Annotated in this window: 26 protein-coding genes and 1 pseudogene; 13 read left to right on the forward strand and 14 right to left on the reverse strand. The window is 69.6% G+C overall.

The genetic code is table 11. The features are described from left to right. Positions 1 to 34 precede the first annotated feature (34 nt). From ACWCV9_RS34720 to ACWCV9_RS34730, 3 genes are all read right to left on the reverse strand, one after another. Positions 35 to 286: a hypothetical protein gene (locus tag ACWCV9_RS34720; RefSeq protein WP_450792624.1), complete on the reverse strand. Its 252-nt coding sequence runs from the start codon at positions 284 to 286 to the stop codon at positions 35 to 37. A gap of 11 nt (positions 287 to 297) precedes the next feature. Next, positions 298 to 789, reverse strand: a complete 492-nt coding sequence (locus ACWCV9_RS34725; protein ID WP_450792626.1) for a hypothetical protein — start codon at positions 787 to 789, stop codon at positions 298 to 300. An 82-nt stretch (positions 790 to 871) separates the two neighbouring features. Continuing rightward, entirely contained in the window at positions 872 to 1,531 is a 660-nt protein-coding gene (locus ACWCV9_RS34730) for a TetR/AcrR family transcriptional regulator C-terminal domain-containing protein (protein WP_450792628.1), read from the reverse strand. Positions 1,532 to 1,593: 62 nt separating this feature from the next. Between ACWCV9_RS34730 and ACWCV9_RS34735 the strand changes: the two genes are divergently transcribed. The 3 genes from ACWCV9_RS34735 (at position 1,594) to ACWCV9_RS34745 (ending at position 4,375) form a co-directional block, all read left to right on the forward strand. Continuing rightward, entirely contained in the window at positions 1,594 to 2,397 is an 804-nt protein-coding gene (locus ACWCV9_RS34735; RefSeq protein ID WP_450792629.1) for an L-gamma-glutamyl-L-propargylglycine hydroxylase BesE, read from the forward strand. 24 nt (positions 2,398 to 2,421) lie between these two features. Then, a complete protein-coding gene (locus tag ACWCV9_RS34740) occupies positions 2,422 to 3,474 on the forward strand; it encodes a threonine/serine dehydratase (protein WP_450792630.1) in 1,053 nt (350 codons plus the stop codon). Between the two features lie 337 nt (positions 3,475 to 3,811). Beyond that, positions 3,812 to 4,375 carry a DUF6417 family protein gene (locus ACWCV9_RS34745; RefSeq protein WP_450792632.1) on the forward strand — a complete coding sequence of 188 codons (564 nt, stop codon included), beginning with the start codon at positions 3,812 to 3,814 and terminating at the stop codon, positions 4,373 to 4,375. A gap of 366 nt (positions 4,376 to 4,741) precedes the next feature. On the opposite strand, the gene ACWCV9_RS34750 is transcribed toward ACWCV9_RS34745, so the two are convergent. From ACWCV9_RS34750 to ACWCV9_RS34760, 3 genes are all read right to left on the reverse strand, one after another. After that, positions 4,742 to 5,362, reverse strand: coding sequence for a hypothetical protein (locus ACWCV9_RS34750; RefSeq protein WP_450792634.1), 621 nt, complete (start codon positions 5,360 to 5,362; stop codon positions 4,742 to 4,744). A 564-nt stretch (positions 5,363 to 5,926) separates the two neighbouring features. Next, a complete protein-coding gene (locus tag ACWCV9_RS34755; RefSeq protein WP_450792635.1) occupies positions 5,927 to 6,196 on the reverse strand; it encodes a DUF3761 domain-containing protein in 270 nt (89 codons plus the stop codon). A gap of 150 nt (positions 6,197 to 6,346) precedes the next feature. After that, the gene (locus ACWCV9_RS34760) at positions 6,347 to 6,517 is read right to left on the reverse strand and encodes a hypothetical protein (RefSeq protein ID WP_450792636.1); all 171 of its coding nucleotides are present in this window, start codon (positions 6,515 to 6,517) and stop codon (positions 6,347 to 6,349) included. 124 nt (positions 6,518 to 6,641) lie between these two features. On the opposite strand from ACWCV9_RS34760, the gene ACWCV9_RS34765 reads away from it, so the two are divergent. From ACWCV9_RS34765 to ACWCV9_RS34780, 4 genes are all read left to right on the forward strand, one after another. Next, positions 6,642 to 6,845 carry a hypothetical protein gene (locus ACWCV9_RS34765; RefSeq protein WP_450792638.1) on the forward strand — a complete coding sequence of 68 codons (204 nt, stop codon included), beginning with the start codon at positions 6,642 to 6,644 and terminating at the stop codon, positions 6,843 to 6,845. A 33-nt stretch (positions 6,846 to 6,878) separates the two neighbouring features. Further along, positions 6,879 to 7,271, forward strand: coding sequence for a peptidase inhibitor family I36 protein (locus tag ACWCV9_RS34770; RefSeq protein ID WP_450792640.1), 393 nt, complete (start codon positions 6,879 to 6,881; stop codon positions 7,269 to 7,271). A gap of 324 nt (positions 7,272 to 7,595) precedes the next feature. After that, positions 7,596 to 8,030, forward strand: a complete 435-nt coding sequence (locus ACWCV9_RS34775) for a hypothetical protein (protein ID WP_450792642.1) — start codon at positions 7,596 to 7,598, stop codon at positions 8,028 to 8,030. A gap of 291 nt (positions 8,031 to 8,321) precedes the next feature. After that, entirely contained in the window at positions 8,322 to 8,801 is a 480-nt protein-coding gene (locus ACWCV9_RS34780; protein ID WP_450792643.1) for a hypothetical protein, read from the forward strand. Positions 8,802 to 9,282: 481 nt separating this feature from the next. Here the strand turns inward: ACWCV9_RS34780 and ACWCV9_RS34785 are convergent, their stop codons facing one another. Continuing rightward, entirely contained in the window at positions 9,283 to 9,690 is a 408-nt protein-coding gene (locus tag ACWCV9_RS34785) for a DUF6233 domain-containing protein (protein ID WP_450792645.1), read from the reverse strand. Between the two features lie 248 nt (positions 9,691 to 9,938). On the opposite strand from ACWCV9_RS34785, the gene ACWCV9_RS34790 reads away from it, so the two are divergent. The 3 genes and pseudogenes from ACWCV9_RS34790 to ACWCV9_RS34800 all read left to right on the forward strand — a co-directional run bounded on the left by ACWCV9_RS34790 (position 9,939) and on the right by ACWCV9_RS34800 (position 13,066). Further along, positions 9,939 to 10,577, forward strand: a complete 639-nt coding sequence (locus tag ACWCV9_RS34790) for an HAD family hydrolase (protein WP_385848396.1) — start codon at positions 9,939 to 9,941, stop codon at positions 10,575 to 10,577. A gap of 93 nt (positions 10,578 to 10,670) precedes the next feature. After that, a complete protein-coding gene (locus ACWCV9_RS34795) occupies positions 10,671 to 11,858 on the forward strand; it encodes a helix-turn-helix domain-containing protein (protein WP_450792648.1) in 1,188 nt (395 codons plus the stop codon). Between the two features lie 91 nt (positions 11,859 to 11,949). Next, a pseudogene (locus ACWCV9_RS34800) lies at positions 11,950 to 13,066 on the forward strand (IS630 family transposase). Between the two features lie 25 nt (positions 13,067 to 13,091). On the opposite strand, the gene ACWCV9_RS34805 reads toward ACWCV9_RS34800, so the two are convergent. Continuing rightward, positions 13,092 to 13,409, reverse strand: a complete 318-nt coding sequence (locus tag ACWCV9_RS34805) for an Imm51 family immunity protein (RefSeq protein WP_450792650.1) — start codon at positions 13,407 to 13,409, stop codon at positions 13,092 to 13,094. A gap of 459 nt (positions 13,410 to 13,868) precedes the next feature. Here ACWCV9_RS34805 and ACWCV9_RS34810 point away from each other — a divergent pair, with 459 nt between their 5' ends. The 3 genes from ACWCV9_RS34810 to ACWCV9_RS34820 all read left to right on the forward strand — a co-directional run bounded on the left by ACWCV9_RS34810 (position 13,869) and on the right by ACWCV9_RS34820 (position 15,566). Next, positions 13,869 to 14,402, forward strand: coding sequence for a hypothetical protein (locus tag ACWCV9_RS34810; RefSeq protein WP_450792652.1), 534 nt, complete (start codon positions 13,869 to 13,871; stop codon positions 14,400 to 14,402). Further along, complete coding sequence (locus tag ACWCV9_RS34815; protein WP_450792654.1) at positions 14,399 to 14,749, forward strand: DUF6415 family natural product biosynthesis protein; 351 nt, start codon at positions 14,399 to 14,401, stop codon at positions 14,747 to 14,749. The genes ACWCV9_RS34810 and ACWCV9_RS34815 overlap by 4 nt, the downstream gene beginning before the upstream one ends. 226 nt (positions 14,750 to 14,975) lie before the next feature. Then, entirely contained in the window at positions 14,976 to 15,566 is a 591-nt protein-coding gene (locus ACWCV9_RS34820; protein WP_450792656.1) for a hypothetical protein, read from the forward strand. Positions 15,567 to 16,059: 493 nt separating this feature from the next. Here ACWCV9_RS34820 and ACWCV9_RS34825 read toward each other — a convergent pair whose 3' ends face one another. From ACWCV9_RS34825 to ACWCV9_RS34850, 6 genes are read right to left on the reverse strand one after another with little or no spacing between them, the layout of a single operon-like run. After that, positions 16,060 to 16,524: a hypothetical protein gene (locus ACWCV9_RS34825; protein WP_450792658.1), complete on the reverse strand. Its 465-nt coding sequence runs from the start codon at positions 16,522 to 16,524 to the stop codon at positions 16,060 to 16,062. 2 nt (positions 16,525 to 16,526) lie between these two features. Then, positions 16,527 to 16,877 (reverse strand): hypothetical protein, encoded by a 351-nt coding sequence (locus tag ACWCV9_RS34830; protein ID WP_450792660.1) that lies wholly within the window; start codon positions 16,875 to 16,877, stop codon positions 16,527 to 16,529. Further along, a complete protein-coding gene (locus ACWCV9_RS34835) occupies positions 16,874 to 19,567 on the reverse strand; it encodes an ATP-binding protein (RefSeq protein WP_450792662.1) in 2,694 nt (897 codons plus the stop codon). The genes ACWCV9_RS34830 and ACWCV9_RS34835 overlap by 4 nt, the downstream gene beginning before the upstream one ends. Beyond that, positions 19,564 to 20,145: a hypothetical protein gene (locus ACWCV9_RS34840; RefSeq protein ID WP_450792664.1), complete on the reverse strand. Its 582-nt coding sequence runs from the start codon at positions 20,143 to 20,145 to the stop codon at positions 19,564 to 19,566. Before ACWCV9_RS34840 ends, ACWCV9_RS34835 begins: the two co-directional genes overlap by 4 nt. Next, positions 20,142 to 20,483, reverse strand: coding sequence for a hypothetical protein (locus tag ACWCV9_RS34845; protein WP_159664948.1), 342 nt, complete (start codon positions 20,481 to 20,483; stop codon positions 20,142 to 20,144). The genes ACWCV9_RS34840 and ACWCV9_RS34845 overlap by 4 nt, the downstream gene beginning before the upstream one ends. Next, positions 20,480 to 21,412 carry a conjugal transfer protein gene (locus tag ACWCV9_RS34850; RefSeq protein ID WP_450792666.1) on the reverse strand — a complete coding sequence of 311 codons (933 nt, stop codon included), beginning with the start codon at positions 21,410 to 21,412 and terminating at the stop codon, positions 20,480 to 20,482. The genes ACWCV9_RS34845 and ACWCV9_RS34850 overlap by 4 nt, the downstream gene beginning before the upstream one ends. Between the last annotated feature and the right edge of the window lie 207 nt (positions 21,413 to 21,619).

A 21,619-nucleotide genomic window follows, 5' to 3' on the forward strand; every position in this document is an offset into this window, starting at 1 on the left:
GTCAGGGGATGCGGGTGCGGGGTGTCGGGGCGGCTCATGACGTCCCTTCGTCGCGGGGTTGTGTGGATGCGGCGTTTATGGGGACGCGATGCAGGATCCGGGTGGTCAGGTGGTCGATACCGACTCCGAGGAGGATGGCCATTGCGATACCGGCCAGGGCCCAGGCGATCGGGGCCGCATCTCCGGTGACGGGCCGGGAGGCCAGCACGCCGACGACGGTGGCAACCGAGCCGATGACGGTGAACGCGACCGTGTACGCGGCGACCCGGACGAGGATGATGTCCATACGGCTGGCCTTCATCGCACGCTCCGGTCGGCTTCATGCAGAGCGTGGTCGTCGGTCTCCTGGGCGATGTCGTCGAAGCCGCCGTGGACGTCGCACACGATGTCGTCTCGGTGGTCCAGCTCGCCGCTGAGCGCGCGGGGCAGGCAGATGACGCTGTAGGTCGGCGCCCAGGCGCGGCCGCTGCATTCGGGGTCGAACGGGCAGGAGACCAGCACGTCGAACCCAAGGTCGCCCTCGCCGTCGTCGTCGGTGCGCAGGGCGACGGTGAGGTACTGCTGACCGAGGCGGACCTCGCCGACGCGGTCGCCACCGGCGACGTTCGAGCCGGGCTTCCACCGCCACATCGGAAGGATCTCCGGTCCGAAGAAGCGGCGGACGAGGAGGAGGCCGCCCAGGCCGCCGCTGCCGTCCAGCCCGAGGTCGGCCTGCCGGGCCTGGCTCAAGCGCTCCATGAACGGCAGCAGCCGGCAGAGGCTGTCGGAGAAGACGACCTCGGCGTACAACGTTGGGGCACCGCGGGCGGGTGAGCCGTGTCTGAATGGCATCCCGCGCCCGTGTCGGGCGACCCTCGGTGAGCTGGCCCGCCTACATCCCCTCGGACGCCTGTCCGGGTTCCGCGGCGGCGTGGATGAGTTGGCGGAGGGCGCCGTAGTAGACCTCGTGGTCGACGACGGCGGGCAGGACGGCGCCGAGCTGTCCGGTGAGTACCGGGAACTCCTCTGGGTCGAGCGCGGCCAGCGCGAGCCGGGTGGCGGTCTGGGCAGCCTTGGGGTCGCGGTGGTTGACGAAGCTCGCGCTGCCGAGGGTGAGCAGATACAGCCGCCGGTAGGTGATGATCGCCTGCTGGGGTGTCATGCCGGCGGCGAGGGAGTCGGCGAGTTGCGGTTCCACCAGGCGTTTCAGCAGCTGCGGGCCGAGCCAGGGGCGGTCGCCGCGCAGGGCGACGAGGCCCGGATGGTCTGTCAGCAGCTGGTACAGCGCGGTGAACCGCTGTTCGGTGGCGCTCGCCCAGTCGGTGCCCGGTTCGATCTGTGGCAGGCTGGCGGCGAGGTGGTCGGTCACCAGGTCCAGCAGGCCGGCCAGGTCGGTGCAGCGGCGCTGGAGGGAGGCGACGGAGATGTCCAGCGCGGCGGCCAGTGTGCGGAAGCTGAGTGCGGCGGGCCCTTCCTGATCGACTATCAGCAGGGCTTGCTCAGCGATCCGTTCGGGGGTTGCGCGGTCCAGGGAAGTGGATTGCCTCGGCATGCGAGTCAGCGTACGGTACACCGTACCGTCACGGTAGGCTCATGCATCCTTACGGAGGCGACATGCCCCGCACCACGGCACTCGACCCGCTGTTCACCGCGGTCGACAGCACCGCCTTCACCGACCGGCACCTGGCCAACCTGGTGTCCGGAACCCTCGCGGCCGTCCGCGTCCCCGGCTTCCTCGACCCGGACGCCAGCCAGGCGGCAATGGGCGCGCTGGACCGGCTGCCCACCGCCGACTACGACCCGGCCCGGGTGCCCACCCGGATCGTGCGCTTCGGCCCGGCCCTCAACGACTACCGCGACCAGGGGGGCGGCCTGGACGCCGAACGGTACTGGCACGACGCGGAGGCCTCCCGGGCGGCCTGGCAGCGGGCCAGGATGCGTCCGGACCCGATCGCCGTCTCGCTGGCCCGCCTCGGCTCCGCCTGGGGCGCGGCCGTCGCCCCGGCCACGATCGGCGGCCGGGCCGTCTTCGGCGGCACCTTACGCGAGATCAACGAGGGCGCCCTGGTCCACTATGACGACCTGAGCCGCGAGTTCCCCACAGGCCTGTTCGACCAGGAGGTCCTCGCCCAGCTCGCCTTCAACGTCTGGGTGTCGGCGCCGGCCACCGGCGGGGCGACCATGGTGTGGCGCCACCGCTGGGAACCCGCCGACGAGCAGCACCGCCAGGCATACGGCTACCGGCCCGAGGCGGTCGCCCACTGCCAGCGCGTCGAGGTGACGCCGCACACCGGCGACGCCCTGCTGTTCAACCCCGCGAACTTCCACGCGGTCAAACCGAACCTGACCGGGCGCCGGATCGCCTTCGCGTTCTTCCTCGGCCTGACCACCACCGGCCAGCTCACCGCCTGGTCGTGACCAACTCATCGCAGGAGCAACGAAGTGCACCTCACCTACGGCGACATCAAGGCCGCCACCGACCGGATCGCCGGACGCATCCGCCCGGTCACCCTCGCCCCCCTCGATCCCGGCGCGATCCGCACCGGCCACCGCGACCCCCTCGACGACCGACCCGAGCAGCCCTGTGAGGTGTGGCTGGCCATGGAGTTCATGCAGCACACCGGCTCGTTCAAGGCCCGCGGCGCGCAGAACTTCATCCAGGCCCACCGCGACGCGAACACCCTGCCCGACGCAGGGGTGACCATCGCCTCCGGCGGCAACGCCGGGCTGGCCTGCGCCTGGGCCGCCCAGCAGCAGGGCGTACGCGCCACGGTCTTCCTCCCTGAGACCGCACCGGCGGTGAAGGTGGCCAAGCTCCGCGGCTACGGCGCCGACGTCCGCCTGACCGGATCCGAGTACGCCGAAGCCCTTGCAGCCTGCAACGAGTTCGCACAAACGACCGGCGCCCTGGCCAGCCACGCCTACGACCACCCGCTCATCGCCGCCGGGGCCGGCACCCTGCTGGAGGAGATCCGCCAGCACATCCCCGACCTGGACACCGTGGTGGTCGCGGTCGGCGGCGGCGGCCTGTTCACCGGCGTCACCACCGCCGCCCAGCACCACGGCATCCGCACCGTCGCAGTCGAACCGGAGAACTGCCGCGCCCTCAACGCCGCCCTCCAGTCCGGCGCCCTCATCGACGTCACCGTGGACTCGATCGCCGCGGACTCCCTCGGCGCGCGCCGCACCTGCGAGATGGCCCTGCACGCCGCCCGGCAGGACCGAGTGCACTCGGTCCTCGTGCCGGACGCCGAGATCATCCGCGCTCGACAGGCACTGTGGGACCACCGCAAGGTAGCCGTCGAGCACGGTGCCGCCACCGCTCTGGCCGCGCTCACGTCACCGGACCAGCACGTCCCCGACCGGGACCTGCCGGCCCGGCCCGGCGCTGTGAGCCGGAGCTACCGGCCCGGCAACGGCGAGAAGGTCTGCGTGGTGCTGTGCGGAGCGAACACGGACCCCTCCGACCTGGTGAATCCGCCCACCGCACACTGATGAGCGGCCCAGAGGAGCAGGAACTCCGGCGGCGCTGACGGACAGGGGCCCGTCCGGGCTTGTTGGCTGCGACTCGTTCCCGGATGCCGGGGGCAGGCGGCTCGCGGGTGTGCTCAGCGGCTGTTCCGGCGTTCTGGCCGCCTGGACCGGCCGCTGGCCCGGCCCGCGCTCTGGATGCCCTGGAGTGCCCGGCCGCCCCCCGGGCCGCACCAGGTGCGGCCCTCGGTGATCTTTTCGCACGTGCCGGTGATCTTTCGGCTGTTCGGGCGTGCTCGCCCAAGCGCGGCTCCTAACGTTCTTCCACCGGTGTCGGGCTGCGTCGAAGGGTGGTGTGGGCGTGCGGGGGAGGAAGGCCTGGCTGGAGGCGCTGCGGGTTCTGCGCGACGGAGAGGGGGAAGCGGAGTGGGGGTGGGTGCTGTCCGGTCAGCTGCGTCCCCACCAGCAGCAGGCGGTGGAGGCGGCGGCCGGTCAGGGGCTGGCGGAGATGGCGGACGTGTTGGTGCGGGCGGAGCTGTCCGCCCATGCCGGTCGGCCCGTTTTGTGGGCGGCGCGGCTCACCTCGTACGGCCATGACGTAGTGACGTACACCGATGCCAGTCCCGTCCCGGTGCGGCAGTGCCCGGCTGAGGGGGAGCGTTTGGTCGAGCTGCGGCCGGCGGAGATGGACGCCTTGCGCGTCTATCTGAGCAGCGGGGCGCGGCTGCGGGTGCTGCCGGCGGCTGGGTTGGCGGAGCGGGTGCGGACCGCGTGCTTTGACCGGGCCCGCAACCGGTGGGCGCTGTGCCTGGACGAGGAGCAGGTCGAGTCGGTGGCCTATGCCTTCTACCTGCGCTCGATGTGCGGTTCCACGGCGGAGGCCAACCGGTTCGCCAGGCAGTACGGCGTCGTCTTTTCACCCTGACTGGGCGACGGGCAGTTGCGACTGCCCTGGCCTGACCCGGACCACCCCAGGATCCGGCAACCTCTCTCGCCCGCCGTTCCTGACGCACGTCGCGGTGGCAGGGGGAGGGACCCGAAGGATGGCCCGGCACATCCCGCACGAGCACCTGGTCGCCGGTGTCGCCACCGCGTTGCGGGCGGGGGCCCTGACTGCGGACGCTCACACCGTCGCCCGCCCCACGCGCGCCCAACAACACCACAGACACCTGATTGGCTGCCCTGGCGGGCGTGCCAGGGATAGCCGCACGGTGTTGGCGGTCGCCCGACATGACCGCCACCACCCACACCGGGCAGCGCGAGGTGGCGGCGGCCGCCGACGGTGTGGCTGTTACTTCAGGCCGAGTCGTTGTTCGGCGGTCACCCAGTCTGAGGCGATGGCTTGCTGGGCTGCTGTGAGGGTGACTCGTCCGTTGCAGATGGCTGTGTGCAGGCGGGTTTCGACTTTGTCCTTGTCGTTGTTCGGGCCGGCGCCCGGGCTGTGTCCGGGGCTCGGCGGTTCTACCCAGAGGTTGCGCGGGTCGTTGGGGTCGCCGCCCAGTTGCAGTGAGACGAGGTGGTCGTACTCGGCGTCGTGCAGGCTCGCTTTGTCGGTCTTGTAGCCGTACGAGGCGGCGTTCGCGAGCTTCTCACGGCCCGTCACCGAGGCCGGGGGACGGATTTTCGAGGTGTACCCGTGCGGGTTGCAGATGGTGGCCTTGAGGGTCTGGAGGGTGACCTTCGGGTTGAGTGCACCGGGGGTGCAGTGGCTGTCGGGCAGCGGCTGGGCGTGGTCGTGCCGGTAGTGGCAGGTGCCTGGTGCCGGCTGCTTCTGCACGGTGTAGTGGTCCTGGGGGCCGGGCCCGTAGGGAAGGGACGAGCTCGTGGCGCCGGCCGGGCTCGCGCCGAGGGCGAGTGCGGCACTGGCGGCAAGCATGCCCGCAGCAGTGAACGCGCGGTGTTGACTGGTCATGGACTCCCCGTTCTGCAGACCGCGGAGCACACCGGCGGCGCGGTCACTTCCACCTCTTCGTGTGGTTTGGCCTGTGATTTACGGCCGGTGATGAGCGGCCGGACCAGAACCTACCCCTCTGGCCGCGGAAGTGACCAGCCATCACGTGACGCTGTACACCCCTTGGTGGGTGGGGCCATTGGCGGCGGACCGCGAGATAACGGAGATGGGCGGCATGCCAAGAGCGCGGGGCCCTTCGGCGCCTCGCACCCGATGTCGGTGAACGAGACCGGGACGGCTGGCCACGACCAGGAACCGGGGAAGCTCCGCGGCCTCCACATCCAGGGTCTGGTTCGCTCACTGGGCGGCCGCGATCTTGCAGCCGCAGACACGGCGGGCTCGCGCGTGGGCTTCACCGGGCGCGAATGCCAGGAGCGGGCGGAGGGTCGTGGGCGGGCCCACCACGGCCATTCGGGTCTCGTTGCCGGGCAGGGGTGGGCCGTCTGGCGTCCCGCGGCGGGGCTGCACGCCGGCGGGGCCTCCTCCTGCATTAGCAGGAGGAGGCCCCGCGGTGGCGGTGGGAGGTTACTTGAACCAGTAGCGGACGCCGTGGTGGTGGGAGCAGGTGCCCTGGGAGTGGCGTGAGTACGAGAGCGAGGCGTCCTTGCACTTCGCGGTCTCGTACTTGTTGCTGGGCTTCTTGCTGTGTGTCCAGCCGCATACCCCGGTGGTGTGGTGGACGCAGTGGTGGGCGGTGTTGGTGGATGGCAGCGTCGCCGCGGACGCGGCGGGTGCGCTGAAGAAGACGCCTGCGACGGCGATGGCCATGGCTTTGGCGGCAAGACGAGCGCGCAAAAGGGACCCCCCTTGAAGTCGAGCGAATACGGGGGGACTCTATCCAGTCTTCAACGCGTATGGGCGTGTTTGGGATTAAACGGTCGCGCACCGCGAGGGGGGTACGACGTGACACTCAGAGGGCGAGGGCGCCGCCGGGCCCGCGGGGGCCTAGTTTCGGCCCCCCCCGGCGGGCCTGCGCGGTGCCAGCGCCTTGCGCACCGGCGACGGCGGCAGTCGCTCGGTGGGCACCACGTCGTGGGAGACACCGTCGACCGGCCGTACGTGCTCGGGGGCGCGTACCCGCACCCGGTACTCATCGGCCTGGGCGTCGCTGTCCAACTGGTGAAGAGGCAGTATTCCGCGGGCGCGCTATTCGGGAGGGTGGCCGGAAGGTGATGATCCTTTTGTGTGACAGTCCGGCGACTTGGCCTCAGATCAGTCCGGTGTCTCGATTATCGGAGCTGTGATCAAGAACATTGCGGGCTTCGCTACCGCGCTCAGCCTGTCTGCCGCAGCCCTGTACGCCGTTCCCGCCCAGGCCGCCGATGCCGACGTGCACGGCTGCTCTGAGGGGAAGTACTGCTTCTATTCCGAGCCTGACTACCAGGGCATCAAGAAGGAGGTCGTCCTCAGTCCACACCAGTGCTACAAGGCCAACGTCGGGTGACCGGACGGCACATCGTCCCGGCCAGCGGCCATCGTGAACAACCGAAGCGAAGTCAGCCAGCTCGAAGCCTTCGACAACGACTCCTGCCAGGGCCAGCCCTACGCCCTCATGCGCTATAAGAACAGCGCGCCCAAGATCAGCGACCGTGCCAAGTCCTTCCGCGTCGCGCCGGTCTGCGACATCGGCCACGTCTGCATCTACGAGAACAAGGACTTCACCGGCAAGCGCTGGCAGATCGCGCCCCCTTACACCAACCGGTGCTACTCCGCCGCTGATGACGCCTGGGGCTACGGCTTCTACAACGCCACCAACTACACGGCCACCTTCTATCGGTCCGTCCTGTGCACCATCCTCCCAACCGAGGGCATTGCGGCGGGGCGGTATGGATCCTTCAACGACCAGGTCCACCTCGTGAAGATCGACTAAGAGTCAGCGGGTCCTGAGGCCGGGCGTCCCCGAGGCGCCCGGTCCCGCCCAGAAGCATTGCTGGGCCGTCGTACACGAGTGGTCCGGCCCGCAACCGTGGATGGGGGCTCCGGGCCGAACCGCTGTCGACTGCATGGGCTTGCAGTTGCCCGTACGTGTGACTGAGCGCTTTCGTTGGCCAGTGAGCGCAACACCCGGCCGGTGGTGTTCGGCAGCCACGCGTCGCCGAGCACCACGCACCCCGCGCCTTCGTGTCCGATCACGGGGCATACCATGGCGCCGCTGAGCCGCGAAAGGGGGGCCTGACCTGTGGCAGGTGGTGCAGTGATCATCCCGTTCCTGGCGTTCTTTCTGGCCATCCCGCTGGCGATGCTGTCCTATGCGGTCGGCAAGAAGACGTCCCAGAAGATGGGCTGGCTGTTCGCCTCGGTCTTGGTTGGCCTGCCTGCTGTGCTGCTGATCGCCATATTCATGCCTCGAGGTGGCGCCTCCGACCCGTCGCGTCCCATCATCTACGGGAATCCATACGAGCCCGGCTCGATTGCGGACGCCCAATACAAGCGCGGCTACGACTTCGCCGCCGCTCTCGCCAAGCAAGGGGAGAACCCGGGATCCGGCATGGCGGACGACGTCTATCTCTGGTGCCAGGACCGTCTGACGCCAGCAGCAGGCTTCAAGGGCAAGGTCACCACGGCGATGATGCAGGGCTGCATCTGGGGATCCCAGCAGCGCTCCGCACCTCCGTCGAATGCGCCGTAAGGCCAACTAGGTGGTGTCTTCAAGTGATCTTGCCTGGTGGATCATGGTGTCGTGATACGTCGTCATGAACTGTCGGATGCCGAGTGGGAGTTCGTCCGGCCGTTGCTGCCCGAGTCGTTGCGGGGCCGGAAGCGGCTGGACGTCCGCAGGGTCCTGAACGGGACGTGTGGAAGTTCCGGACCGCCCGCCAGCAGGCTGTCCTCGCCCGCCAGGCCGGATGGCGCGACCAGGCCCTCGCCCTCACCCTCAACGCCGCAGACGACCCCGCCCTCGGCGAGGCCGGAGCCGCCGGTGCTGCGCAGCGAGGGCTGCTCATCCAGTGCGCCGCCTACACCGTCGCCCACCAGGGCGACCAGCAGGGCATGCGGCAGCTCACCGCCGAAGCCGCCGCCATCCAAGACCCTCGGCGCCACACACCTGCGGGACACCGCGGGCGGCTTCAATCCCGCCACAGTCCAACTGCATCTCATCAGCGCCGAGTACAAGGCCGGAGATCCGTCAGCCGCCATCGCCGCGGCCGACGCCCTCGACCCGAAGCTCCTGCCCACCGTCGAGCGCCAGGCCCTCTACTTCATGGACCGGGCGACCGCCTACGCACGCTGGGAACGCCGGGACGAGTGCATCGGCGCGCTTCTGGAAGCCGAACGCCTGGCTCCCGAAGAGACCCACGCGCGCCCCGCTGTGAAGGCCATGCTGAGCGGTCTCCTCGTCTCGGGCCGCACCACGCCGGAGCTGCGAGGCCTCGCGGCCCGCTCCGGCGTGCCCGCCTGAGTATTGTCCCGCGGCGCACGGTCCCGCTGACCGCGCCGATCACCGATTCCGTGGTGTCCCGGCGGCGCACCTTGTGGCCGAGCGGCTGACTCTGTCAGGGCCCGGACATGAGTGGGAAGGCGTACGGGTTATCACCTCATGACCGTGGGGTCTGGAGGCATCCCGCCCGGTTCGTACGTCTCCGCGAGGAAGGACGTCGCCGCGTTCGGACAGGTGCCAGCCTTGGGCTGACCGGCAACGATCAGCCCGAGAGCCCTTGGCGGCGTCGGCTGCGCGGCAGGCCCGGCACAGCGGGGGGCGTTGGGCCCGTAGCGGCAGGTCAGCCCCAGGCAGCGCGCGCAGTAGCCGACCTGATTCGGGGAGCAGCCGAGCAGCAGAGTGGCGGCAGCCCGGTCCGTTGAGGGGCGATGCGTCTGGGCACCGCGGTCATGCGTCCGAATGTACGGCCGGCCCACCGCGCGGGCAGTTCGGCACCGGATGCTCATGCCAGGTCCATGCCCAGTTCGGTGTCCGGCCGGCAGAAATCACACGCAGTGATGGCCGGGTCGGTGAGCGCGGCCCGCGCCTCGTCGGCCCGGATCCGGTGGGCCGCGCCCTGGATCATCGAACAGTCAGCCAGGTGGACGACGGCCGGCTCAGGTCCGTGCGGAGTCCGCTTCTGCTCTACGACGTAGGCGGGCAGGGCCGAGTCCGGCAGTGGGCCACCCCCCTCTGGCTTGCGCCGCAGCCGGGACTGCTGAGGCGGACGCTCGGCCCGGGCAAGGGCTCTTCGAACGGCGTCCCGCTGGAGCCGCAGGTAGATGCCGACCGCGTCGGTCTCCGCGATCTGCCGCTCGAGGTGAACCAGGATCGCCCGGAGCCGCGACGGGTCAGGAGGAAGTTCGGACATGCCGGGCACCATGAAGGGCTGCCCAGCCCGCCGACCGCTGGCCCTGCACGTACGGGTGGAACAGCGCTTCCGACGACCGATGGGTGAGCCGTCGGCGGAGGGCGGTGCGCGGCCGTACGGCCAGCTCCCGGTAGGTGTCGTGGCATGCCTCTTGCGTTGGTGCGAAGTCGTCGGGAATCGGACTCATGGCCAAATTCAATCACATGTTCGATTTCAAATGCATCCGTGGGAGGCCATAAGCTCGCCGGGTGATTGAGACCATCGTGTTCGATGTCGGCGAGACGCTCACCCGGGATGACCGCTACTGGGCTGCCTGGGCTGACTGGCTCCAGGTCCCTCGCCACACCCTGTCCGCGCTTGTCGGTGCCGTCGTGGCCCGAGGCCAGGACAATGCGGAGGCTCTCAGGCTTCTACGCCCCGACATCGACGTCGCGGCTGAATATCGTGCGCGGGAGGCGGCCGGCTGCGGCGAGCGCCTGGATGAGACCGACCTGTACGACGACGTCCGTCCGGCGCTGGGAGCCCTCCGTGAGGCTGGCATCCGAGTGGTCGTTGCAGGAAATCAGACCGCCCGCGCCGGGGACCTGCTTCGCGCGCTGGCCTTGCCCGCAGACCTGATCGTCACGTCAGGCGAGTGGGGCGTGGCCAAGCCTCAGCCGGAGTTTTTTCAGAAGGTCCTCGAGGTCGCCGAGGCGCCAGCCGACCGCACTGTGTACGTAGGCGACCACCCGGCCAACGACGTGCACCCGGCGAAGGCGGCCGGGCTGCGGACGGCGCACCTGCGGCGCGGCCCGTGGGGGAACCTCTGGGCAGACGCGCCTGAAACGGTTGCTGCCGCGGACTGGCGCGTCAGTGGGCTCATGGACTTGATCAGCATCGTGGGGTGACAACAGCTGTGTAACCCGTCCGAGTTGATGCATCGAGTACGCGCGGTGTTCGACGCGAGTACCGTTTTGTGTGGATGCCCGAACGGAGACACTATGCCCGCCAACACCGACGGGGGAGTAGGCCGGCGGATCGCCTACTACCGAAGCGTCGACCGCCCAAAGATGACTCAGGCTGCGCTGGCTACCGCTGCCTGCGTGTCCCTGGGTACGATCCGCAAGCTTGAGCGCGGGGAACGCGGTGTCACCGACGAAACACTCCAGGCCATCGCCGACGCGCTCGGCGTTGATCCGTCCCGCCTGCGACACGACCGCGGCCCCGCTCATTCGCAGGCGAGAGAGGGCCTCCCGGCGCTGTCGGCAGCAATCGCTGCCTATGACTGTCCTGAGGACGGTCCGGTGCGCCCAATGGCCGACCTGCGGTCTGCGGTGGACATGGCAGAACGCTGGAGGCTCGGCGCCCAGTACACGCGCATCGTCCGTGACCTTCCCGGTCTTCTCGCAGAGCTGGCCCGCGCCTACCAGGGGGCGAACGGGGCTGACCGGGCTGCACTGGCCCGACTCCTGGTCAGCGCCTACCGCTCCGCCGACGCAGCCGCCTACAAGTTGGGGGCGCACGACCTGTCGGCCCGCCTTGTGGAACTCATGCGATGGGCTGCGCCGGAGGGCGGCGATCCGTTGCTGTCCGCGTCGGTCGCCTACGTCCGTACCGAGACCTTCTTCGCTGCGCGCGCGCACGCCGCCGGCCTGCGAGCTCTACAGCAGGCCGTCGACGCCGCGCCGGCGCCGTCGATGGCCGCAGAGCGAGCTGTCCGCGGAGCGCTGCACATGAGGGCCGCCGTCATCGCTGGCCGCGCCCAGGACTCGGACGCCGCGGTCGAGCACCTCGGTGAGGCTGAGCGCCTCGCCAAGCTTGTCAAGGAGGGTGTGTATTACGGCACCGCGTTCGGACCCGACTCCGTGAGGATCCACCAGGTGTCGGTTGCGGTCAGCCTTGGTGGCGATCACATCAGTGATGCTCTGGCCGTTACGCACGAGTGGAAGCCCCCCGCTAGCCTGCCGGCCGAACGCCGGTCCGGCTTCTACATCGAGCTGGCGCGGGCCCAGCTCTGGGCCGGTATGCCGGATGGGGCGTTCGAGTCACTGAAAGTCGCCAGGAAGATCGCACCTCAGCACACGCGAGACCACCGGTGGGTACGAGAGGACGCATCCACCTTGCGGCGCCTGCGGCGAGCGGACTCCGAAACGCTGACCGCGTTCGCGGAGTGGTGTTCCGCCACGTGATCTGTCCCTTCCCTAGTGCTGTGACCGCGAACCTTTGCCGGGTTGCTCGTTGTGCTGAGTGCCAGTGACGGCATTCGGCAAGGGGGCGGGTATGGCATCACCGGTTAGGGTTCGCTGGCTTACAGAGCAGGAGGGGCAGAAGCTGCAGCGGATCGTCCGGCGGGGAAGCACCAGTTCGGTGCGGTTCCGGCGGGCGATGATGCTGCTGGCCTCGTCGGGCGGCAGCCCGGTCCCAGTGATCGCGCAGCTGGTCCAGGCCGACGAGGACACCGTTCGGGAGGTGATCCACCGGTTCAACGAGGTGGGGCTGGCCTGTCTGGACCCTCGGTGGGCGGGAGGCCGTCCCCGCCTGCTGAGCATTGAGGACGAGGACTTCGTCATCGAGGCGGCCACCACCCGGCCCACCGTGCTGGGCAAGCCCTTCACCCGCTGGTCAATCCGCAAGCTCGCCGAGCATCTGCGGCGCAACATCGCCCGTCCGGTGAGGATCGGCCGGGAGCCCTTGCGCTGCTTACTGCTCCGCCGCGGAATCTCCTTCCAACGCACCAAGACCTGGAAGGAGTCCCCGGACCCGGACTTCGGCGCCAAGCTCGACCAGATCGAGTCCGCGCTCACCGAGCGGCCGGACCGGACCTTCGCCCTGGACGAGTTCGGCCCGCTCGGTGTCCGTCCGATCGCAGGAGCGTGCTGGGCTCCCCGGTCGGATCCGGACCGGCTGCCGGCGACCTACCGACGCACCCACGGCATCACCTACTTCCACTGCTGCTACTCGGTCGGCGACGACCGGCTTTCGGGAGTTGTCCTCGCCGCAAGGGCATCGACCACACCTGGGCGGCACTGCGGTCGATCCGCGCGGCCCGCCCGGACGGCGCCCCGATCTACGTGATCCTCGACAACCTGTCCGCGCATCTGAACCGGCGGATCCGCCGCTGGGCCGACCGGAACAAGGTCGAGCTCTGTTTCACCCCGACCTATGCGTCCTGGGCCAATCCGATCGAGGCCCACTTCGGGCCCCTGCGGCAGTTCACTCTCGCCAACTCGAACCCCCCCACACCGTCCAGACCCGCGCCCTGTATGCCTACCTGCGCTGGCGCAACGAGAACGCCCGCCACCCGGACGTCCTCGCCGCCCAACGACGCGAACGCGCACGTATCCGTAGCGAGAAACACATCCGCTGGGGCGGCAGATCTCTCCAGCTTGCGGCCTGAACGGGTAGACCTGCTGGGCACAGCATCAGTCGTCGAACTCAACGCCTGCCGTCTCCGCACGGGCAACAAGCTCGCGAACCGCGCTGGGGCTCGAGATCACAAGCTCAACGGCAGTCTTGAGCTGCGTGAGGTCACTCAAGCTCCCGAACGCACAGAACATGCCGCCCTCGCTGTCGAAGTCGAGGCGCTCAGCAAGATCCGGCCAGGCGAACTGCACAAAGCTCTCCCAGAAGTACCCGTTCGGCTCCTGTCCGGCGGCAACCACTGCCGCATCAGCGGCCAGGTCGCCGGCATCGAGGGTCAGCGAGTGCTCACCATCAAAGCCATGCAGGGTGATAGTCACGCCGCGATCTCCCCCCGGGCATTCAGACTGCCCAGCCCAGTCAAACTGCTCGTCCGCACCTAACCCGGCGAACCTTTCCGGTCACAGCACTAGGTACCCCTGGCTGGGGTACTTCTGACGTTTCCGGACCCTCACCATTTGTGCACGCGCAGGCACACAGATGGGCACGGAGATGCAGGAGGCACGCTCGCTCACTCCCACGGTTGTCGACCGTCGAGTGAGCATCGTCCGTCTTCACGGCGAGGCGTGCTTCGACTGCGGAGCCGTGAACAGGCCCCTGCACGCGTCGGGCGAAGTAGTCGTCCGCGGTGCCGCGCGCGTCTGGCAGGTCCGCAGTTGCGGCTGCCGACGCGAGGCGGTGCGGAAGGCCCTGCCCACAGCAAGCGCCACGCAAGACCCGGCGACCGCTGACACGGCCCCGGGAGTGGCCAACGCTCAAACCAGCGAGGGAGCGTCGACATGACCAAGACTACGGCCCCAGGAGGGGCCCGCACATCCCCCACCGCAGTGCCACCTGGCTACGCCGTCGTGAAGTGGCTGGCCTCCGCCCACCCCACGCCGAGTGTGGTGCGTCAGGAGTGGAGCAGCGTGGCGAAGCTCGCGCTGATCCCCCTGGGCGTGCGCTTCGACGCGGTGCGTCTACCTGACGCCATCGTGCATGCCGCGGCCGGCAGTGAGGAGCCCTCCGTTGTGCGCGCGCGGCTCACCGACTACCTGGCGGGCGGTCCGGTGGTGCATGACCCGCGCGGGCGCCGCTACTACGCGCTCGTGCCGCCGGGTACTACTGCCGGCTGGGTGTCTCCGGTCGTCGAGTGCCTGGGCACCGGCACCTACCTCGGCGTGCCGCCCATCGACTTCACCGCGCTCGACGAGCACACGCTCTCCTCCTACTGGGCCGTGCCGGTCGCCTTCGTCGGTGCCTTGTGCCGGTCGGCCGATGTGCTCGCCCTCGTGATGGTGGGCGGCGTCCTGGGCAGCGAGGACGAGGCATGACGGCCGCGGAGCGGACGCTGCCCCTCGACCTGGAGACGATGCGCGTCGCAGTCGACCGCCTGCTCGCTGACATCGCCGAGCCGCCCCTGCCCGAGGAACTGGAGACGCTCACTCTCCAGTTGCGTGGGCACATCATGGTCCTCATCCCTGAGGTGGAGACGGCCGCCGGGGGCTGCGAGGAGACGGCACTGCGTGCGGCGGCGCTCGCCTGCATCGGTGAGGCCAGGCGCCGCCTCGACGTGGAGCCGAAGGCCACGCTGCCCGCTGGGATCGCGCATGCTCAACGTCTTGCCCGCTCTGTCAGCTCCTTGTGCATCCATGTGGAGAACCTGGGCGCGCAGGCGTGAAAGGCGTCTTCGGCCTGTGCTGTACGTGGCCGTGGTGACCGCTCCCGTCCTCGCTCTGGTGCTGGCGCGGACTGTGAACTGACGCACCCCCATGGCGGCCGCTCCGGGTCAGGGCCGCACCCCGCAGACCCCGTCTCGCCGGTCTCCGAAGGAGCCGGTGAGGCGGGCCCGTCCTGCCGGTGTCCCGCAAGGCGCCGGCGGGGCGGGGTTCACGAAAGAGGAACAAATGGATTCGCACCCGTCGCAGTCCACCGAGCCGCAGAGTGATCGGGACGATGAGCTGCCGGACAGGGTCAGCCAGCTCATTCTGATCCACGAGATGCCCGCGCCCGGCGAGATGAGCCTGCCCCAGCGCAAGGGCGAGCAGTGCATGTGGTGTCTGGCCACGGCCCCGGTTGAACTGCGCTTCCTGAAGGGCATGACCGACTGGCCGCCGCGCACCTGTGACCGCTGCCTCAAGGCGAGGGCCGCGAAGGTCACCACCTACGTCGCGTGGTTCCAGCACGTCGAGGCGTGCCCGGCGTGCCTGGCCGGTCCGCGGTGCGAGACCGCCGTCCCCCTCGGCGAGGCACACGGGCAGGCGCTTGAAGCGGCGACGAGCAGCCGGGACGTCGTCTGCATCCGCTGTCACATGTCGGTGGACGTCTCCAGCCCCCGCGTCATGCCCCTGCACTGGATGGGCGACTCTTCGTCGCACAACAGCTACATCCACAGCCCCACGTGTGGCCCTGCTCGACACCCGGGCCAGGTGCTGCTCCGACTCGTACCATCGAGCCGCGACCCCGCCGACCAGTTGCCCGGCGAGGGCAGCGAGTAGTGGACGCCGAGGACGGCCAGCAGCTGCCTGTCCCTCCACCCTTCATGTTCGGGTGCGCGAAATGCATGCAGCTACTGCTCAGCCTGGCGACAACGATGCACGCACCGGCTGGCTGCTTCAGTGAACAGGTGCTCATCGCCAAGCACATCGTTGCTGTGCATCCCGATGACGTGCCCGAGCCGCACAGCCGCCACTGCAACGTATGTCCCATGTACGCCCGTCGTCCCGAGGCGGCCGAGGAGTGGGCACAGCACCGCACTCGCGACTTGTTTCTCCCACCCCATATCGCACGGTTGATGTAGGGCCCGGCGTACTCACAGCCCCACTCGCGAGACGGATCCGTCCCAGGAGGCCTTCCTCCTGGTCCCCGAAGACGGGCACCTCTCGCGCAGCCCGGGGCCGCCCACCGACCCTACGAACTCCGAGGAGTCACCAGCGACGCGATGCCCACCCAGCGCGAGCACGCCGAGTACCTTCTCGTCCGGGGCGCCCACTACATCCTGATCGTCAAGGGCAACCAGAAGAAACTGCGCAGCACGAATGCCCAGGTTAGTAGTAGGCCCTTCAGCCCGAGGGTGTCGACGACTATGCGGTTGTAGACGTCGGCGACCTGCTGGGCCGGGCGGGTCAGAATCTTCAGCAGTGGGAACCGCAAGGCCATCTCGACGGACCACCCGGCCAGCCCGACCAGCAGTCGGATCAGCGTGAACAGTCCCGACAGAGCGAACGCCAGAGCCTGGGACTTGAAGGCGATGATGGAGCCGCCTTCCGCGTCCAGCTCGTATGAGTTGATCGGTGCCCCTTCGGAGGAGGTGATGTTCAGCGGGGCGAGGAGGTCGCCGGTCTGGCTGTTGCTGCTCGCCGCGTACACCACCTGGGTGTTGACCCACAGGAACACCCCGGTGAGCAGCACCACGAATCCGGCTGAGCGCAGGGTGCCGCGGTCTGGACGAAACATCGTCAGCCCCGCCTCCGCCCGGCCACGCACCGGCGCCGCCAGACCACGAGTGCAGCCACGCCGGCTCCGGTCGGCACCAGCCGCCAGGTCGCGCCTGCATGGTGAGGTCCTGCCACGGAAGCGGTATAGCCGCGCTCGCAGTACGCCTTGGCGCGGCCCGTGATGGGCGCGCATCGGTCGTGGTGGCCGGGATGGGAGTCGGCGGTGAAGGCTTGCCCGGTGTGCGGCCACCACTCTTCGGGTACGCCGACCTGCAAGGCCAGCACCAGGACGCCGGCGGCCACGGTGATCACGGTGAGGATGCTTGAAGCTGCGGCGATGCGCCGGGAGCGGTCCCAAGAGGAAAGGGTCATCGGCTGTATTCCTTCGGACGGGCATCAGCGGCCTGGCCTGCGATGGGCGCAGACGTGGTCTGCGAGTCCGGGCTCGTGCGTCCTCCCGGTGTGGTGGTGATGGACGAGGCGATGCGCGGGACGCGGGGGATGACGGCTTTGACACGGCCGGTGTTCTGCCGCGGGCAGGTCAGCAGGAACTCCCCCTCCCGGCCCTTGTGCCCGACCGGAGACAGGCCGGTGGTCACCAGCCGCACCAGCTCTTCGTTGTTCGGGTCGAGCCCGATGAACTCCAGACCGCGGCGGGCTCGCTCACGGTCGGCAGTGCGGGAAAGGGCCCGGTAGGCCATCAGCCCGCGGTCCGGGCCGAGTTCCAGGGCGTCGTGGGATGCGCCCAGCAGGCCGGCGCCGTGCTTGCGGCCGTCGTGAAGGATCTCGTGGACCAGGGCCGTGCCCTCGGCCGAGCTGGTGAGCCAGTACAGCTCGTCCAGTACCACTGCGGTGAACCGCTCGGGATCCTCGAACGCGGTCTGCCGGGCGATCGCGGCGATCAGGTAGAGCACCGCGCGGCCGATGAGTGCTTCCAGTGGCTGCTGGTGCAGGACTTCGGGTTTGTCGAACGCTGCCTTCGGTGGCAGTTTCAGACCGGTCGTGGTGATCACGATCATGTCGGACGTGCTGGAAGCGTTCAGCTGCACCGGTGGCAGGCTGGGGTCGAAGACCATCCGGGCCAGGGTGTTGGTGGCGACGACGCGGATGAGGCCGGCGAGGGTGGCGGCCGTGTCCTGCCGCTTGCCCGTTTCACGGATGGCCATCTTCTCGAGGACCTGTAGGACGCGGTGCATGGAGGGGGCGTTGTTGAGGGCGGCCTGCTCGACAGCGTGGTGGAGGACTTCGCCGCTCGTGCTCATCGGGCCGATGCCGAGTTGCAGGGTGAGGTAGGACAGGGCGTAGTGCCGTCCCTCGGGTCCGGCGAACATCCGAAGTGGGTCGATGGACACCTCGGCCTGGGCGGCGTCGATGATCTGGACACGGCCTTTCGCGGCGGTGCGGGCGAAGGTGGCCCATTCGCGTACGGGGGTGCGGTCGATGCAGATCGCGCAGCCGCCGCGCGCCCACACCGCTTCCGCGATCAGCTTCTGCAGCACGCTCTTGCCCGCGCCCAGATCCCCCACGATTCCCATGGATGCCGATGCGTCGACCTTGGGTGCATCAGCCACGTTGATCATCACGGGCCGGGTAGTGCCGCAGTCCAGGTCGATGCCGAGGAACATTCCGTTCGGGTCGCCGACTTCGGCCGCGGTGAAGGCACCGGACAGGGCCCAGTCCTCGCTGATCTGGTGCTGGGTGAACTCGCGTACGATGCCGGGCCTTACCGTGCCAGGCAGGCCCAGGGTGAACAGGGCCTCCTGCAGGCCGGCCGGGCGTACGGCGCGGTAGTCGGCACCCGCCAGCAGCGCGGCCAGCGCCCGCGCTCTCGCGTCGCAGACGGCGGCCGTCGGTCCCCACACCGTCAGCACAGTCACCGACTGCACCTCGACCTCCACGGATGTGCGGGACAGGCGGGCATCCAACTCACCCAGGTCCCGGGCGGCCTCAGTGAGCGAGGCGGGCATGCCGGTCGGACGGGCGTCGTACTGGTCGGCCTGGTCGATCAACTCCGTCTTCTTGCGGCGCACCTGGTCGCGGGCCTTCTCCGCGGGCACGAGGGTGAGGTCGACGGTGTAGTCGACGGGAAAGTCGAGCGTTTCCAGCTGGGCGAACAGATCAGCGGCGTCCTGGCTGACGGCAGGCGGGCACTCGGCCAGCGCCAGCTGCGCCTGGTAGCCCACTCCTGCGTCGGACTCGATCTGCAGCCAGCGCCGGCCGAGCGGCGAGCCGGTATTCGCTCGCCACCAGGCCGTGCGGCCCGACCGCGTGATGCTGCCCGCGCCCTTGAGCTCGTCGACATCGTCGAGGTCGGGATCGATGCCGCCTTCCTGGAGACGGACCTGGCCCAGGTCGGCGTAGCTGGGGGAGCGCAGCACACCCTCCTGGACCTGCCCGCCATACAGCTCGCTGGTCTCGGCCTCGGTCAGCAGCGGCTCCGCCAGGCCGCGGTGGAGAGCGTGCTGGATCATCCACACGATTTCCGCCGGGCGGGCCGGGCGGAAGGCGATCCCGCCCGCGAGCGCGGCCTCCACCCTGGAGGCCTGCTCGCGGTAGGCGCTCACCTCGCGCCGTGCCACCGGTGCCGGGCGCATGCCCAGCATCGGCGCAATCTCGGCCCACGCCGCACCGAGTGTGGCCGACACCTGCATGCCGCCTGCCTCGGGCTGCAGAGGCACGGCCAGCCACAGGGTGCGGCGGTGCATCTCCTGGTCGTCCAAAAGTTCCAGGGTGGCCTCGACGTTCTCCACCCACGGGTGCCGGCCCGCACCGGGTGCGTGCTCGGCCGGCTCGAGGCCCTCGATCATCTTGAGGGCGATCTCGCCCGGGTCGATCTGTGCGCACAGACCGAACAGCCGCGGTGCCCCGGACAGCGACCGCACCAGATGTGTGATCTTGGCGAGCTGTTCGTCGCGGACTGCCGTCGGCACGTACGTGCCCTGAACGGTCTCCTCACGCTGTCCCTGCGCGTCGGGGCCGGGGTGCAGGCGGTATACGGCCCACACGCTGCCGTGCGTCGACCACACCAGGTGCCCGGCGATGTGACGGATCGGAACCCTCATCGCGCACCCCCGTGCCGGGCGAGCGCGAGGAGCTGCTGCACACCCGACACCGGATCCTCGGCCACGGCAGCAGCGACCGGCTGCGGGCGGCCGGGCACGGACGAGCGGGCTGGGGCCGGATTCGGTTGCGGCGCCCGGGCTGGACGTCGCTGAACCGCGCGCGAGGGAGCGGCCTGCGCAGCGAGGCCGGGCGTGTGGGCGTCCTCGATGGTGAAGCCGCCGAGCAGCGGGTGGGCAGCGCGATCGCGGGCGGCCCGGCCACCGATCCGCCCTCCCCGGGGCTGCCAGAGAAGCAGGACCCAGCCCAACGCGGCCTGCAGCGGCGCACGGCCACGGATCTTCGGCCGGCGCACCGCCCAGATGGCCAGCACCCACGCCACGATGGGCAGCGGGAACATCCACGACCACCAGCTGATGGTCTTGATCAGCAGGAAGCCGCCGCCGACGGCGAGAGCGATCTGCGCGGGCGTGTAGGGGCCGAGGGGGATCTTCCAGTCGGCGACCTTGCCCAGCACCCAGGGGTGGCGGCGGGCTGCGGTGTAGAAGCGGCCCATCCGCGCCGCGTCTGCCGCGCTCACAGCCGGCCTCCGACGCCCGGGGAGTGGTCACGGGAGGCGGGGAGTTCGGACTGGACGATGCCAGGGACGGCGGGGGCGCCCTTGGCCGGGTTCTTCACCTCATCCACGAACATGTTCGCGAGACTGTCCCGGGAGTTGTACAGCCCGAGCGCGATGATCATCAGCAGCAAGGCGCCGATCCCGGCCTTGAGGCTGAACTTCTGAACCATGATGACGACGACCAGGCAGATCAGACCCGCCTGCAGCCCCTTGGTGGCCCAGTCCTTGAACATGTTGATCCACGAGGTGCCGAGGTCGTCCAGCTGCCCGGCGAGCATGAAGCTGTGCACCGTGTTCACCGCGCACCCCCCTCGTGGGCAGTCCCGGACTGAAGCGCCGCGACTTCCCACCGGCCAGAACGGGCCTTGAGCGTGAGCTCGTAGGACAGCGGCCAGCGACCGCCGGCGTCCCGGGCTTCCACCGAGGCCAGGACGTGCACCGCCATGCCGTCGGCCGGAACCTTCTCGGCGGCCGCGGCCTCCTCGGTGGCCGATACCTGCTGGACGGTGACCGCCGTGTACGGGGCAGGGGAGACCCGCGCCAACGTCACGCCAGGCGCGAGGTAGCGGTCGACCTCCCCGGCACCCGTCAGGTAGGCGGCGAGGAACTCCCCGACGGCGGAGGACAGACCCCCCTCAGGGACCGCCACGCCGTAACGCGACTTCGGCACCGAGGCGCGGGCCGGACCCGCCACCACGCCGGGCGCACCGGTCACCGTGAACGAGACACCCGCGCCGTCGGCGACCACCGGCACCGCGTAGTACCGCACCGAGCCGTCGGCGTACTGCGCAGCCACCGTCACCGACCACGCATCGCCACCGCGCTGCGCAGTGCGCACCGCCGTCACGGACTGCGGCGCCGGGTGCGCATCGGAGGCGAGGTTGGGCAGGTCGACGCCCGGCGCCATCGACTGCGCAAGCCGCGCCTGCGCACTCGTCTCGTCGCCGGCGCTGCTGTGCAACCAGGCGTTGAGGAACAGCTGCGCATAGCCGCTCGGATCGGCGGTGGCCGCGGCGGTGCGCACCGCCGCGGTCTTGTTCGGCGTAGCCGCCTGGACCGTGGTCGGGGTGGAGGCGACGGCGACGTACAGGGCGATGGGGCCGGCGGCGATGGCGGTCAGCACTGCTACCCGCGACAGGCGTACCCGGCGCCGCATCGACTCCAGTTGGGCGCCTGCCGCCATCGGAGTAGCTGCCTCGCTGTCCGAGGCCTGCTTGCCAGGGGACATGGTCAAACTCCCAGGTCAGAACCGGATGTTGCAGACCTTGAGAAAACCCGCCGGCCCCGACCCGACCACCGACCACCAGACCCCGACCAAAGTCACGATGGGGATACGAAGTCCGTGGTCGGGGTCATGGTCGGTCCGACCACAGGCCCAACCATGGCTGGCCGTAAGCGGACGACGGGACATCGCGACCCGCACGGTCGTCGGACC

Source organism: Streptomyces sp. NPDC001606 (assembly GCF_053596835.1).

Excerpts from the sequence above, each read along its gene's own strand:
- ACWCV9_RS34720 (WP_450792624.1), bottom strand. The coding sequence starts at position 286 with ATGGACATCATCCTCGTCCGGGTCGCCGCGTACACGGTCGCGTTCACC.
- ACWCV9_RS34730 (WP_450792628.1), bottom strand. The coding sequence starts at position 1,531 with ATGCCGAGGCAATCCACTTCCCTGGACCGCGCAACCCCCGAACGGATC.
- ACWCV9_RS34735 (WP_450792629.1), top strand. The coding sequence starts at position 1,594 with ATGCCCCGCACCACGGCACTCGACCCGCTGTTCACCGCGGTCGACAGC.
- ACWCV9_RS34750 (WP_450792634.1), bottom strand. The coding sequence starts at position 5,362 with ATGACCAGTCAACACCGCGCGTTCACTGCTGCGGGCATGCTTGCCGCC.
- ACWCV9_RS34785 (WP_450792645.1), bottom strand. The coding sequence starts at position 9,690 with ATGTCCGAACTTCCTCCTGACCCGTCGCGGCTCCGGGCGATCCTGGTT.
- ACWCV9_RS34795 (WP_450792648.1), top strand. The coding sequence starts at position 10,671 with ATGCCCGCCAACACCGACGGGGGAGTAGGCCGGCGGATCGCCTACTAC.
- ACWCV9_RS34810 (WP_450792652.1), top strand. The coding sequence starts at position 13,869 with ATGACCAAGACTACGGCCCCAGGAGGGGCCCGCACATCCCCCACCGCA.
- ACWCV9_RS34815 (WP_450792654.1), top strand. The coding sequence starts at position 14,399 with ATGACGGCCGCGGAGCGGACGCTGCCCCTCGACCTGGAGACGATGCGC.
- ACWCV9_RS34820 (WP_450792656.1), top strand. The coding sequence starts at position 14,976 with ATGGATTCGCACCCGTCGCAGTCCACCGAGCCGCAGAGTGATCGGGAC.
- ACWCV9_RS34825 (WP_450792658.1), bottom strand. The coding sequence starts at position 16,524 with ATGTTTCGTCCAGACCGCGGCACCCTGCGCTCAGCCGGATTCGTGGTG.
- ACWCV9_RS34830 (WP_450792660.1), bottom strand. The coding sequence starts at position 16,877 with ATGACCCTTTCCTCTTGGGACCGCTCCCGGCGCATCGCCGCAGCTTCA.
- ACWCV9_RS34835 (WP_450792662.1), bottom strand. The coding sequence starts at position 19,567 with ATGAGGGTTCCGATCCGTCACATCGCCGGGCACCTGGTGTGGTCGACG.
- ACWCV9_RS34850 (WP_450792666.1), bottom strand. The coding sequence starts at position 21,412 with ATGTCCCCTGGCAAGCAGGCCTCGGACAGCGAGGCAGCTACTCCGATG.